Origin of the sequence: Paenibacillus sp. Soil724D2, assembly GCF_001427935.1 — a bacterium.
Classification (GTDB): Bacteria; Bacillota; Bacilli; order Paenibacillales; family NBRC-103111; genus Paenibacillus_E.
This window is the reverse complement of sequence record NZ_LMRY01000006.1, coordinates 332,768-346,535: the sequence shown is the minus strand read 5'-3', so window position 1 is coordinate 346,535 and position 13,768 is coordinate 332,768. Positions and strand designations below refer to the sequence as shown.

The following is a 13,768-nucleotide window of genomic DNA, read 5'->3' as shown; positions in this document are numbered from 1 at the left end:
TTATCAGGAGGGGCTATGGCAGCTCAAGGTTACGTACATGCATGGGAACATTATAAGGATGAGCTTACCTTGTTGGATAAAAAGCTTGAGCTTTTATATAAGCGTCGTCAAAAGCTAACGCCCGACCCGCAAACGGATTCGTTTCGCGGGATGTTCGTGTCCGAAGATGAGTTCATTCGCCTTATCGGCGGGCCAAGTGGAGATGAGGAGCTTGATGGGGAAGAACTCGAGCTGTTGGCTAGTATTCAGAATTCGGAGGCGTTCATTGCCCTGCGACGTGAAGAAAGCCGTAAGGCAGGCGTGTTCTTGCCTCTGTCGTATGTATCTGCTGTGTTTGGGCTTTCTCCAGTAGAAGAGCGGTTCGTTATGCTAGGACTCGCGGTAGAACTGGATCGCAAATATGAACGCATCTTCGGCTTTCTGCAAGATGACCTAACCAGCAAAACGCCTAATATTAGTCTGGCGCTGCAAATTGCTTGCAGCAGCCCTGAGGACATGCGGGCAGCGAGAACGACCTTCATGGCGCCTGAGGGTAGACTGGCACGCTATGTGCTTCACCGTGAAGCGCAGGAAATTAGCGGCCAGACGTTATTGTCGAGGCCGCTGCTTTTGGATAAGAGAATCATCTCATTCATGCTGGATTCCGGTGAAATGGACCCGAAGCTGAAGCCGGCGGTTCGGATGGTTTATCCCGATGAAGAGTTGGCGCCTCTGCTCGTCCATGAGGATTTCCAGCAGCGGCTGCAGGGCTTCATCCAAGCCGCGTTCCAGGCTCCGGCGGCTGAGCGCAAACGGCTCGCCTTCCACCTGTGGGGGAATGCGGGCGCAGGCAAGAAGCTGCAGGTGGAGCATCTCAGCAGCCACTTCAATAAGCCGCTGCTGCTTGTTGATCTCGCTGATGTGCTTCTGCACGCAGCGAGTTTTGAAGATCAGCTGAGCGCGATTGTTCGCGAAGCGATCCTGCACCAAGCCGTGTTGTGCTTCACACGGCTGGAGGCGCTCTATCCGGAGGAGCCGGATCTTGCGGCGCAGCGGCGACTCGGGTGGTTTCACGAGCTGCTGGACGGCTACGGCGGCATGGTGTTTCTGCTGGCCGGGCGGTTCAACCGGCTAACGTGGAAGCCCAAGGAGCGGCTGCTCCTTGAGCACGAACTGCAAGTGCCGGATGAAGGCGGGCGTGAGCGCCTTTGGACGGCATTTGCGCGCGAGCTCAGCGTGAGCGCGGACGTGGACTGGCGGGTGATGAGCGGGAAATTCCGCTTCACCCCGGGGCAGATTCGCCGCGCGCTGACGCTGGCGCGCGGGTACTCCGCCTGGCAGCGCGAGCCGGCGCGGGAGGGCTCCGGCGACGTGGCTGCGCCGTACGCGCTGAGGGCAGATGCGCTCTACAAGGCGTGCTACCAGCAGGTGCAGCACAAGCTCGAGCGCAAGGCAACGCGCATTGAGCCTCGCTATGGGTGGGGGGATGTGATCCTCCCGCCTGAGCAGAAGGATCAGCTCCGCAATGCGTGCAATCAAGTGAAATACCGTGGCGTTGTCTACGGCGACTGGGGCTTTGAGAAGAAGCTGGCCTACGGCAAGGGACTGAGTATGTTGTTCGCCGGTCCACCGGGTACGGGGAAGACGATGTCTGCACAAGTTGTCGCCGGTGAGCTTCAGTTGGAGCTCTACAAGGTCGACCTCTCACAGGTAATCAGCAAATATATTGGTGAGACTGAGAAGAACTTGCATGAGATCTTCGAGGAAGCGCAGCTCAGCAATGCGGTGTTGTTTTTCGACGAAACCGATGCGCTATTCGGAAAGCGTTCGGAAGTCAAAGATTCGCATGATAAATATGCGAACATCGAAACCGCCTACCTGCTTCAGAAGATGGAGGAGTATCAAGGAATCACGGTGCTGGCAACGAATCTATTAAATAATATTGATGAAGCCTTCCTGAGGCGGATCAATTACGTCATTAAATTTCCTTTTCCGGATAGTGAATATCGTGAAAAGATTTGGTATTCCATGTTTCCGCCTGCCGCCCCGCTTAGCGAGGATGTCGACTTCAAATATTTAGCTCAGCGCTATGAGATCGCCGGTGGGAATATCAAGAACGTCGTCCTTTCATCGGCATTCCTAGCCGCTGAGGCTGGCGAACCCATTCGGATGCAGCATATTATCAAGTCAATTCGGCATGAGCTTCAGAAATCGGGCAAAATTCTTGCCCGCCAGGAGTGGGAAGAGTACTAATCATAGAAGGCGGGTTCGCGCTGCTGCGTAGAGCCTGCCTTTTTTAGAGATCGTCGATTCATTCATTATGTCTCCTCGCCACTGGTAGGTACGACTTAAAATGGTAATATGGAATCGTTCATCCCTTTTGTGATTGGTTTTGGGTATTGTGGTTACCAATGTTGCATTTTCTACAACAATTCACAAGCCAAAGGGCTATTTCGCAGCTTGAAGTTGCAGTTTGTACAACATTTCTGAACCCATTTGTTACGAAATTGCCTTTATAGGACCAAATTGTTGTACAATATGCAACAACGAAGGGGGAAAGGCGAGATTTAAGGAGAAATTGTTGTACTTTTTACAACATCACTCAACAGCGAATATGGATCCATTCATCTGGCATCCTCAAGTGAGCACATAGGTAGAAGGACTCCGATTTAAGACATCTGAATATAGAAGAAAATTGGATGGATGAATGAATCGACGGTCTCTTTTATGCAATATTCGCGTGGGAACAATGAATTAGTCTGCCTAAAGACGCAGCATGTACAACATTACTCGGATTAGCAAGTGAATGTTTTTAAACATATACGTTCTAGTCGTAATTTGTTGCAGCATCAACCGATACAAAGACTCTCGATCAAGGAAGGCGAAGCCGGTTTTTTGACCACATAAGAATTTATAAGTTCCCGACTTAATCGGAGAACGAAATTCTTCTTTGCGAATAAAACCTAATATAGGGATCTTTGGTCGTAGACCAAAGTCTCTCCTCGTTAAGCGCGGTCGCTCATCTTCGAAAAACCTCGATAGAGGTTTATCTGATGGCAGCCTCAACTCACTCTTCCGCGTTGGTTAGCTCGATCATCCTGTGCATCCTTTCTGGATGAGCCGCGTAACGTTGATAAACATCGTTATGCATCCCTATTTACCAATGAAGCCGTCGCTAATGATGAAAAACATCCTTAAAGTGAAAGTTTTTGAGTTTTGGCGCGAATTCTTCGTCTGAAATGATGAAAAACATCGTTATTTCGATTAGTTTCTCGCTATTCTCGAACTTAAGGATGATAAACATCGTTAATGCTCTCCAAAAACAGGAATACGCCCGAATTTTTGATCAGCAGAATTAAAAATAAATAATATAATCCCTATAGTCATCCTAGTAAATTGCAATTATAATATAAAAAGGTACACATTATGACATAATCCTTACCATCTTCATAACATTACATAGGTATTTTGAGGCAGGAAGTGATTCCTATTGGCGATTATTCTGTAATTGCAGATGTAAGCGCATCTTTAATCAAGCTTCTCAGAGAAAATATGACCCCTGATCCCATTCCTCAACCAGAGATGATTGGGCTTGCTTCGCCTGTCGATAAAGGGGATTTCTACTTATCTCTCTATTTGTACAACGTCCGCGAAAGCGGCGATAATCGTCGTACTCACATGATTGCCAGAGGGACGAATGAAATTCAGTATCCGCCTATGGTTGTAGATCTTAGCTACTTGCTGACGGTACAATCTCCAGCAGAGCTGCAGTCCAGAGCGCTGGATGAGCATCGGATACTAGGAAGAGCGATGCAAGTGCTCTACGATCATTCCATACTTCGAGGTTCTATGACCCTCGGAACCCTAGCTGAGCAAGATGAAGAAGTTCGCATTGTCATGGAGCCTCTTAAAGGAGAAAGCATCCTGAATATGTGGAACTTCGCTGATACTCCTTACAGACTCTCTGTTAGCTATACAGTTGGGCCTGTAAATATCGATTCAACCCGCATCAAGACAACCAAAAGAGTTTCGGAAACCGATTTTCGTATACAGGGTTAGGGGGCTTAGGTTGTGGATCACATTCGCGTATCGCAATTGAAAACCCGCGTATCTTTGGTTGTATGCGTCATCGATGCAATTACCTCACAAACTCCTCTTGGCAACACTACCATCGTTTATTTAGAAGGTACCCGTTCGAAAGCAATTCGTAAATCGAATGGTTCCTATATATTCAACGATTTACCGCCCGGTGATTACCGTCTTATGGTAAGCAACGAGCACTATTTTCAAGAACAAACGCTCATCACAGTAGGAACAGACAATTTTATAGAGGTTGTTCAGTTAAAGCCGCTGCCGTCTTATCCTTTTTCGCAAGGAACAGGACTTATCCGAGTCATGCTGCAGGATGCAGCCGGAACTCCTTTGAGGGATGCCCAGCTGCAGGCGATGATTCTATCGGAGGAGTGTGCCCGCGCTCGAATAATGGTAGACCAAGTTGACAAGGGAGCACTTGAAGTAATACTGGGTTCGTTTACAGGTGTTATTGCAGTTGGAGATTCTTACTTGCTTCGAGGACGAGGCCCTAAAGCTGCCGAAGAGCAAATTCGAATCGCCCAGGTACTGGAGCATCAAAAGCGTTTTCGTCTAGAGAAAATGCTGACTAAAGCTTTTACTCGAGGAGCACTGCTGCTGCCCATCCAAGAAAGCCGAGTTACAGAAAAAGGAGAGGCCGTTATTGCTTTTCGCGGTAATCGGGTTCCGTCCTTTCAGACAGAGTTGGCTATTACATACGGTGAAGATCGGCGGCATCTTATGAAGGAAGTAATAGTAGCAGAAGGAACAACGACGAACCTTGGCATCATTCGACTCACTTAACCCTAATTAGTAGAATGGACACGTCCATCTTCTATACAAAAATGACAAGCAGAAAGGAGAGAACTGGTTTCATGTCTGTGGCCGTATTGATAAGCAAGAAGTGCCATCTGACTGAACTGGGGAACAATGGCTGACTATTTATCACCTGGAGTCTATGTGGAAGAGTTTGACAGCGGGGCGCAACCGCTTGAAGGTGCAAGCACAAGTACGGCCGGGTTTATAGGGCTTGCGCAAAGAGGGGAAATTGAAGGTGTCCCTCAATTGGTTACGAGCGTAGCTGATTTCCATCGTTTATTCGGCAGCTACTTGTCCGAGAATGAATTCGGTGAGTATCGTTTCCTTTCTTATGCGGTTGAGCATTTCTATTTAAATGGAGGTTCTCGCTGTTATGTCATGCGCGTAGCGCCAACTGACGCTAAGGTAGCAACGAACAAGGCGGCAACAAACAAAGAATCCGCGATTCTGGAGATTGCTTCCAAGAACCCGGGAACATGGGGTAACCAAGTTCGTGTTGTGGTTGTTCCGTCCAGTAAAGCTAAGACGCAAATCTATGAAGTGCTGAGCGAGACCCAATATCGCGTGAAAAATAATGCTGGCTTCAATGTCGGTGATGTTGTTGCCTTCGAGGCCGCTGGCCAAAAGCAATACAACAAAGTTGTTTCTTCCCAAGATAACATTATTGAGCTTGCTGAAGCGCTTGATGGAGATGTTGTGGATAGCGGTCTGCTTCCATCCAAAGTGTTAACAACAAGCGAATTCACGTTGCATGTATTTTACGGCGATGAAGCAGAGACTTATGAGAAAGTGTCCCTAAACATCTCTGCAGCGAATCACATTGAGAAAATTGTTTCCCGTTCGAACATCATTACGGTGAAAGATTTGACAGATGGTAAGGATCTTGGTGCTGTTGCTCCTTTTGAAGTACTCTCTGGTGAGAGTGAAACGGTTGGCAAATTCCAGATCGCATTGTCTGGCGGAAGCAACGGTTCAATCGCGCAAGTGACTCCTGATATCTTTATGGGTGTAGACCGCGGACCTGGTAAACGTACAGGTATCCAGTCTTTCATCGACAACGATGTTGTTAGTATCATCGCGATTCCAGGTGTAACTGAGCCTACGGTTCAATTATCTCTCGTAGCGCATTGCGAAAACCTGGGCAGCCGTTTTGCCGTTCTTGATATTCCACGTGAGAAAACAAAAGTTGCCGATGTCATGACGCACCGTAATATTTTTGACAGCAGCTACGCAGCGATGTACAATCCGTGGCTTCAAGTGTTCGATCCATTAGACAAAAGAAATATATACATACCGCCATCTGGCTCTGTTATTGGTATCTACTCCCGTTCCGACCAAACGCGTGGCGTTCAAAAAGCGCCTGCTAATGAAGTCGTTCGCGGTGCAGTTGGTCTTGATTGCCAATATAACAAAGGCGAGCAAGATATCCTGAACCCACAAGGTGTAAACTTGATTCGCGCTTTTGCCGGACAAGGTATTCGTGTTTGGGGTGCTCGTACAACATCGTCGAACGGCTTGTGGAAATATGTGAACGTGAGACGTTTGTTCATCTTCATTGAAGAGTCCATCAAGAACGGCACGAACTGGGTCGTATTCGAACCGAATGATGAACAGCTTTGGGCTCGTGTACAACGGACCATTGATGCGTTCTTAACTCGTGTCTGGAGAGACGGTGCCTTAATGGGCGGAAGTCCTTCCGAGGCGTTCTATATCAACATCGGACGCAGCACAATGACGCAGGATGATATCGACAACGGTCGACTTATCTGTGTGATCGGGGTAGCTCCGGTCAAACCTGCAGAGTTCGTCATCTTCCGCATTACTCAGAAAACAAGAGAAGAATAGTCTGTCAAAGTGTTAGATATTTCTCATATTAGGAAAGGGGTATTATATGGCTGGCGAACGTAGGGATCCATACCGCAATTTTAGATTTAGAATTGAAGTAGAAGGTATTCAGCAAGCTGGTTTCAGCGAAATCTCTGGATTTGACGCATCCTTGTCGGTAATTGAATACCGCGAAGGAAACGAAACTATTACGCCTCGGAAGCTTCCGGGACTTGCGAAATATGGCAACATCTCACTTAAGTGGGGTGTTACTGACTCCATGGACATGTATAACTGGATGTCGGAATCGATTCAGGGGAAAGTTTCCCGCAAAACGGTCACGATCATCGCAATCAACGAAGAGGGTGCAGACGTAGCAACTTGGCAGGTTATTGAAGCATGGCCGTCCAAGTACTCTGCTCCAAGCTTCAAAGGTACTGGCAATGAAATTGCCATTGAGAGCCTAGAGCTTGCCCACGAAGGCATGACACGCACGAAGTAAGGCAGCACTAGAGTAGGCGCCGGAGCATGAAGTCTCCGGTTCCTAACTCTTCTTTTTTTCATAATGCTAAGGGGGTAACATCATGGCTTTCAAAACGGAATATGAATTCGAGCTGCCTAGAGGATATGTGGATGACAACGGTACGCTGCACAAGAGAGGCGTAATGCGGTTAGCAACAGCTGCGGATGAAATCCTACCCATGCGTGACCAACGCGTCCAGCAAAATCCGGGCTATTTAACGATCATCTTACTTACTCGTGTGATTACCAACCTAGGTGATCTGCGTGCGATTGATACACGTGTGGTTGAGAAGTTCTTCACGGCCGATCTAGCCTTCTTGCAAAACTTTTATCGTCAAATTAATGAAATGGAAGTGCCGAGAGTACACACAAGCTGCCCGAAATGTGAGCATGAGTTTGATGTGGACGTGTCTTTTTTGGACGAGATGGCGGGGGCATAACGGGTTATCCCATTGACAAGATCTATGAGGAAGCGGGCTTTATAGCTTACTACTTTCATTGGACGCATGATGAAATCATGTCAATGGAGCACCGGGAGCGCCGAACGTGGTGTGAGGAAATTTCCCGCATCAACCGCAACCTGAACGACGATGGTAAAAAGCAGCCTGACAATCCGTTTGATGTGTTCGGTAAGAGGTGAGTAACAAGTGAAACAGTCCAAAAACGAGTCCAAATTGCATAACGTAGGCGGCGCATTCCGGTTCGAGGTAGAGCTTGACGGACTCATCGTCGGCGGTTTTTCTGAAGTAACAGGCATGAAGTCTGAAACGGAAGTAAAGCCCTTATGGGAAGGCGGCGTGAACACGCACCCCCACTATATGATCGAACATACGAAGTATCCTAATATTGTGCTAAAAAGAGGCATCACCACTTCCAGCGAGCTCTGGGAATGGTACAATGGTGTCGCCCAAGGCAAAATAAAGCGTAAAAATGGCTCCATTATTCTTCACAACCAGGCAGGTACGGAGATGTGTCGATGGAATTTTTTTAGTGCTTTTCCTGTGAAATGGAACGGACCTGATTTGAATGCCAGCAGCGGTAACGTAGCTATCGAGTCGATCGAGCTGGTGCATGCCGGTTTGAAAACTATTTTCAAAAAATAATTGTGCTCAAACTCAGTAAATGCTTACGATGCTAGTTTTTCTGGAGAAAAACTTTTAGGGGGATTGTTTATGAAATCTCGACAATCGCATAAACCCCGAGTGAAGAGGACCAAGGGCATATTGCAGGTTTCTGCTGCTAGCAATAGTTCTGCAGGACGTGCAGCCAGGGAGTCTAAACAGTTTGCATCCGGCATTATGGGCAAATACGGATTTTGGCGTAACAACTATCTAGGGTTGTTAGCTCTTATTTTTAAACAAAAAGGAATTCTTACGGATAAAGAATTATCGGCCTTAACGGATTCGAATGATCAATCTTGGGTTATCCAGTTACAACTGCAGCTGCAAAGCTTGCAGCATCCCGAATCAGCACCGCTTATTACGAAAAAGCAAACGATTCGTCAGTTACAACAGTTGATTGCGAATAGTGGTTACAGGCTTCCTTCACGGACGACTGTTGATCATTTTTCAAGCAGCCAATCAGATTCACAATCGTCTCACCAACATATGCCAATGCTTGCTGACAAGCAGAGTAAGAAAAAAGGACGAAAAAGTAAAAAGAACGCGGAACAATCTGTAAATCAAATAAATCTTCAAGCTGCTGCAACTCATGAGCTTTTGGGTGAGAAGCAGGCGATGTCGCCAAAGAAATCAAATTCATTTAACTACGTTAATAAAGGGAATTCACCGTTAATCCAGCGGTCTATTCGGCAGATTACCGCTTCCATTGGGATGCTTTCTCATGCCCAAAGCAGTAACCCGAATCAACAATCGCACTCGGTGAATAGACCTCAACATACAAATTTACATACGCAGCGCTCAAACGTGCATAGAGCTGCACCTATGGATAATCATGTGCAAGTAGTCAAACATGTGGATGCTATTCGGCATACATCGCAATGGATAGAGCAGTTCCAAGAGGGGAAAGCGAGCGATGCTTTACCTGATGCCAAGGCTGGTCATTCTGCAATTGCTCCTTCTGTGGTATCTACAATTGGGATGCAGCCCTCTTATCAGCATGCTGCCAAGCTCTATTTAAATGGTGTTGGCCAAACACAAACGCTGCATGAGCAAAGACTTCCGCAGTATAATCACTCATTGCCTAAGCTTGGTGAGGGGCCTTTTTCGAAATCAGAAGCATCTGCTTCTGTGCATTTTATTAGGAGCTTACTTGTCAGAAATACGGCTAATGCCAGTGACGAGGAGTATGTTTCGCCAACTGCTCTATTGACGCCAATAGGCGAGCCGAAGAGTAATGGGAAACTAAATCGTAAAGAAGAAGCTTCAACTGCTAAAGGTTATCTTGCTGCTAGTCAGCAACCATTAGCTATTAATGCAGCGCGGTTGACTTCAACTTTACCTTTTGCTATGCATGCTTCCACATCAAGGGGAGCCCGGCAGAGTGTGCCGCATGTATGGCGTAAGACGAATGAGCAAGTAGAAGGTTTTGGACAAGAGCGACTAACAGATCAAGTGCATCAAGATGACTCTTTGGCTTTGGTGATAAGGCAAGAGCAAGTGGATCTAGTAGAGCGAATTCGCGAGCTAGAGCAGGAAAGAGTGCAAGTGCAAACGCAGGAACGATTGCAGGAGCGGGATCAGGGTAGCGAGCAAGGGCGAGAACGAGTGCAAGATCAGGTGCAAGATCAGGTAGAAGATCGAGTGCAAGGTCAGATGCAAGAACAAGTAGAAGATCGAGTGCGAGTGCGAGTACAGAAACAAGTAGAGGAACTTGTACAAAAGCAAGAACAAGAACAGTTGCAAGAACGGCTGCGAGGGCAAGAACAGGGAATATCGCAGGAATGGGATCGAGCCCAAGAGAATGAGCAGATTCAAGTGCATAATCAGGTGCAAAATCAAGCTCTGGATCAAAAACAGGATCAACTGGATCAGGTACAGGATCAAGCGATTCAAAAACCAAACCATGATCAAGTACAGAATCAAGTGCAGCTAGAAGAAAATAAACACCAATCAGTGCAGCTAGAGACAAACACTTCTGCGGGTCAAAAGCTTGAGATGGGGGCTGGGCAGCAGCGATTTTCGGAAGCTATCTCATTTGAAAATTGGGAAACTCGTTCAAGCACGCGTGAGGGTAGCAAGAGAAATCGAGGCTCGTCTATGATGGAACGCCTCATCAAGCTAGTTACTAAACAAGTTGCTGAGCAGGGTATTGGTGCAACTCCACGTGCAGCAGCTGCTTTTCCTTCCCAGATACATAGAAAACCTAGTGTGATGGAAAATGGACTAGACTCAGTTGTGAAAATTCAAAGCAATGAGAAATTGCTGAAGCAGTTGGTCCAACGACAAAAACATAGACAAAACTCTTCTAATGATTCATTTGTTGGGAGTATACATACAGTTCCACAAAATAAATTAAAGGTGATCTTCGATCATCAAACAATGACAACTCACATTCCGCGGATTATGCGGAGGGAGAATATCGTGCAAAGTAGTGCTGATAAGCCCCTTTCTATCGCGAGATCGGCTGCAAATCCGAGTCCCCGTGAGGGATACCGAGCTAGCTTGCAAGCCAGTTCTTTTTTACAAGATTCACAGCGTGTCCTCCGAGCTGCTTCGAAACCTGAAGAGCAAGATGAAACAAGCATGAAAACGGGGATGAATTTCCCAGTAGCTACGAGGTCAGCGATACTTAGGGACCGGACCTTAGATTCGCTGGGTGCTATGAAGCCGCTTGAGGGATACCGAGCTAGCTTGCAAGCCAGCTCGCGTATGCAGCTGCAAGAAGTTGGGCGTGTATTTCGCAAGCCGGCAGGGACCGAAGTAAATAGTGAGCTAAGGAAGCAACAATCTGCGACACAAGAGGGAGAAAAACAAACTCCCGTACGAAGCATACGCTCTACTCCAACTTTAGCTTCTGAACTAGCTGCAAAAATGGCCGAAACCAGTGTCAAAAAAATAGGAACAAATCTGAACTTTATATCAGAACTTAAAAGGAAAGCTTATTCTGAGAATCAACTTGAATTTGATGGTATTCGTGCTAGCCTGCCAACTAGTGCTGGTGCTCTTAAGCAGGAGGCTCGGCGGATTTTTCGGACTCCTGTTGAGTCAGCAGGTTCGGGACAGTTAGAAGAGGGCAGACAACAGGCAAAGTTGAACGAAGATAGATTCGGGACTAAGTCGCAGGAGGGCATACCCTCCCAAAGTTTAGCTTCTGAGATAGCTACAAAGGTAATTGAAAGCAGTTTGAAGAAGATTGGTCCTAGTCTTACTGTGAATGCAGGTCAAATAGGTGTACATCGCAGCTTCTCCCGTGATACTGAGTTATCAGAGCCAGCTTCCATTCGTGCCATTTGGAGGCAAGCTGAAAAAGGGCCGATAGATGAAACCGGAACGAATATAGAGGCAGTTAGGGGAACCATCCGAGAAAGAGCCAATAAAAAGGTTGGTAACACGCCTAGCAGCAAAGTTAGTAATGAAGTTAGTAACAAAATTAGTAATGACAATACAAGTGATGAAATAACGAACCATACCTCGCTGGAACTTGTTAGAGGAACCATAAGTCGGTCACCCGTGGACATGGTAAGAAGAACAGGCGGTCCGACGGGAATCGATCGAGTAAGAGAACAGCAAGCAGCGATACAAAGAAAGATCGATTCCGAGGTAATTACGACGATTCGAACAGGGATAGGCGAAGCCAGACAATCGATGACTCAAACGGGGACGGGGGAAGCAATGACCCGACAGATGACGAGTCGGGCAAGATCAGGAGAAGCCGGGCAAACAGCGGATGTTCGCACAGGTGCAAGAAAAACCAGTAAAACGTTGGATTATCGAGCAGCAGGCGAAGAGGTTGCTGGGCAGACGACGAGTCAGACCGGCCGAGCCGTTTGGCGCAGGGCGCAAGTCGAGCATGTTCAGAGACAAGTCACTGTCGATGAGAGCGAGCGCGAGCTGCAGGGAGGGAATGGTTCGGAGAATCAAGTGGAAGCTGGAGGCTTGCAGTCAGATTCAGCGGAACGAACCATCCGGGCTAGAGTGAGCGCGCTGGAAGAGGAGCGCGCTCAAGGGGTTGAGGCTGCTGCTTCGCTGGCAGCAGGTAGTGTCGGCGGCGCGCGTGCCGCGCATGCGCTGATAGCTCGCCAGCCCTTGAGCATGACACCGCGTGTCATGCCGATGCTGGCGAGCAGCGCAGGAGCGCTTCGCGCTGCTCCTGCGGGTAGAGCTGCGGCTTCGCCTGCCGCAGCGATGCACCACCTGCCCGCCCACGGGACGGTCAGCTTCATCCAGGCGGCTGCCATCGGCAGCGCAGCCGCAACAGCTACAGCTGGCGCTCAGCGCAGCGCCAGCATGACCCACAGCAGCAGCGGAAGCATGGCTGCTGCAACAAAGTCGCTGCCCAAGCAGGTGCAGCGGCAAGCACCAACCGGCGGCGTGCCGAACGTCGGCGATCCAAACCAAAGCGTGCCGATGACCATCAGCACGCAAGTGGCGAGGCAAATCTCCTTAGCCTCGCAACAGCAGCAAACCACGCTGGAGTACAAGCAAACTCCAACCGCAGAGATCAGCAGCGCGTTTGCCGAAGCGCCGCTGGAGATGGACTGGCTGCGCACCAAAGCAAGCGCAGACGAAGCACCTACCCCAGCAGCGCCGGTTCCTCAGGCGGCGCCGGAGTTAAGTGCGGAACAACTGCAGGAGCTGATAAAACAGCTCCCGCAGCTGGACATAGCCAAAATTGCGGACAAAGTGTACCGCGAGATTGAGAAAAAGATGAAGTTCGAGCGGCAGCGCCGAGGCATCTAATTATTTCCATCGTGAATCGTTAATAACGTTAAGTATATAGATAAAAGCAGAAAGGACAGACACCTATGGCGCTCAAGAAAGCAATGATTATCGTTCACAAGGGAAGCAAAACAGAAAATGTACAAGTGATGTTCAATCCGGGTGAATATAAATTAGACACGAATAACAGCTATTCTTGGAAAACAGTGCCGGGTCTGTCCATGCCCATCGCTCAATTTGTGAGCGGAGGGACAACGACACTGATCATGGATTTTTATTTTGACACCTACGAAAAAGGGACGGACGTTCGTCTGCTTACGAAGAAAATCTCAGGTCTTCTAGATGTCGAAAAGGAGATCCATGCACCGCCGCTTTGCAGGTTTGTTTGGGGTTCACTGGATTTCAAGGGAGTTGTTGTGGGTGTTAATCAGCACTTCACGATGTTTCTGGAAACCGGAGTTCCGGTTCGAGCCAAGCTTAGCGTGACCTTTAAATCCACGTTGAGCAAGAAAGACCAGCTTAAGCAGATTCCCCGCCATTCGTCCGACCGGACGAAGCTGAAGATGCTGAATCAAGGGGAACAGCTTTGGATGATTGCTGCAACGGAATATGAGGATCCAACCTTATGGCGAGAAATCGCCAAAGCCAATCAGATTGATAATCCAATGAAAGTCGCAACGGGGCGCCGCATTTCAGTCCCGAGGCTGGATTAA

Annotated in this window: 10 protein-coding genes; all 10 read left to right on the top strand. The window is 48.1% G+C overall.

The window, feature by feature from the left end; all coding sequences use genetic code 11:
• Positions 1–15: 15 nt before the first annotated feature.
• Positions 16–2,232, top strand: coding sequence for an ATP-binding protein (locus tag ASG85_RS08815; RefSeq protein ID WP_060645984.1), 2,217 nt, complete (start codon positions 16–18; stop codon positions 2,230–2,232).
• A gap of 1,227 nt (positions 2,233–3,459) precedes the next feature.
• Positions 3,460–4,038 carry a DUF4255 domain-containing protein gene (locus ASG85_RS08810; RefSeq protein ID WP_235549273.1) on the top strand — a complete coding sequence of 193 codons (579 nt, stop codon included), beginning with the start codon at positions 3,460–3,462 and terminating at the stop codon, positions 4,036–4,038.
• Between the two features lie 12 nt (positions 4,039–4,050).
• Positions 4,051–4,854: a hypothetical protein gene (locus ASG85_RS08805; protein WP_060645983.1), complete on the top strand. Its 804-nt coding sequence runs from the start codon at positions 4,051–4,053 to the stop codon at positions 4,852–4,854.
• Positions 4,855–4,980: 126 nt separating this feature from the next.
• Positions 4,981–6,714 carry a phage tail sheath family protein gene (locus ASG85_RS08800; protein ID WP_060645982.1) on the top strand — a complete coding sequence of 578 codons (1,734 nt, stop codon included), beginning with the start codon at positions 4,981–4,983 and terminating at the stop codon, positions 6,712–6,714.
• A gap of 46 nt (positions 6,715–6,760) precedes the next feature.
• Positions 6,761–7,195, top strand: coding sequence for a phage tail protein (locus tag ASG85_RS08795; protein ID WP_057304094.1), 435 nt, complete (start codon positions 6,761–6,763; stop codon positions 7,193–7,195).
• 82 nt (positions 7,196–7,277) lie between these two features.
• Positions 7,278–7,655, top strand: a complete 378-nt coding sequence (locus ASG85_RS08790) for a hypothetical protein (protein WP_057304095.1) — start codon at positions 7,278–7,280, stop codon at positions 7,653–7,655.
• Entirely contained in the window at positions 7,652–7,855 is a 204-nt protein-coding gene (locus tag ASG85_RS39730) for a DUF6760 family protein (RefSeq protein WP_079410461.1), read from the top strand. The genes ASG85_RS08790 and ASG85_RS39730 overlap by 4 nt, the downstream gene beginning before the upstream one ends.
• Positions 7,856–7,862: 7 nt before the next feature.
• A complete protein-coding gene (locus tag ASG85_RS08785; RefSeq protein WP_171642337.1) occupies positions 7,863–8,318 on the top strand; it encodes a phage tail protein in 456 nt (151 codons plus the stop codon).
• A gap of 69 nt (positions 8,319–8,387) precedes the next feature.
• Positions 8,388–13,076, top strand: a complete 4,689-nt coding sequence (locus ASG85_RS37710) for a hypothetical protein (protein ID WP_060645981.1) — start codon at positions 8,388–8,390, stop codon at positions 13,074–13,076.
• A 65-nt stretch (positions 13,077–13,141) separates the two neighbouring features.
• Positions 13,142–13,768 carry a CIS tube protein gene (locus ASG85_RS08775; RefSeq protein ID WP_060645980.1) on the top strand — a complete coding sequence of 209 codons (627 nt, stop codon included), beginning with the start codon at positions 13,142–13,144 and terminating at the stop codon, positions 13,766–13,768.

What these genes read in the sequence shown, in the direction of transcription:
- ASG85_RS08815 (WP_060645984.1), top strand. Translation starts at nt 16, where the DNA reads ATGGCAGCTCAAGGTTACGTACATGCATGGGAACATTATAAGGATGAG.
- ASG85_RS08800 (WP_060645982.1), top strand. Translation starts at nt 4,981, where the DNA reads ATGGCTGACTATTTATCACCTGGAGTCTATGTGGAAGAGTTTGACAGC.
- ASG85_RS08795 (WP_057304094.1), top strand. Translation starts at nt 6,761, where the DNA reads ATGGCTGGCGAACGTAGGGATCCATACCGCAATTTTAGATTTAGAATT.
- ASG85_RS08790 (WP_057304095.1), top strand. Translation starts at nt 7,278, where the DNA reads ATGGCTTTCAAAACGGAATATGAATTCGAGCTGCCTAGAGGATATGTG.
- ASG85_RS37710 (WP_060645981.1), top strand. Translation starts at nt 8,388, where the DNA reads ATGAAATCTCGACAATCGCATAAACCCCGAGTGAAGAGGACCAAGGGC.
- ASG85_RS08775 (WP_060645980.1), top strand. Translation starts at nt 13,142, where the DNA reads ATGGCGCTCAAGAAAGCAATGATTATCGTTCACAAGGGAAGCAAAACA.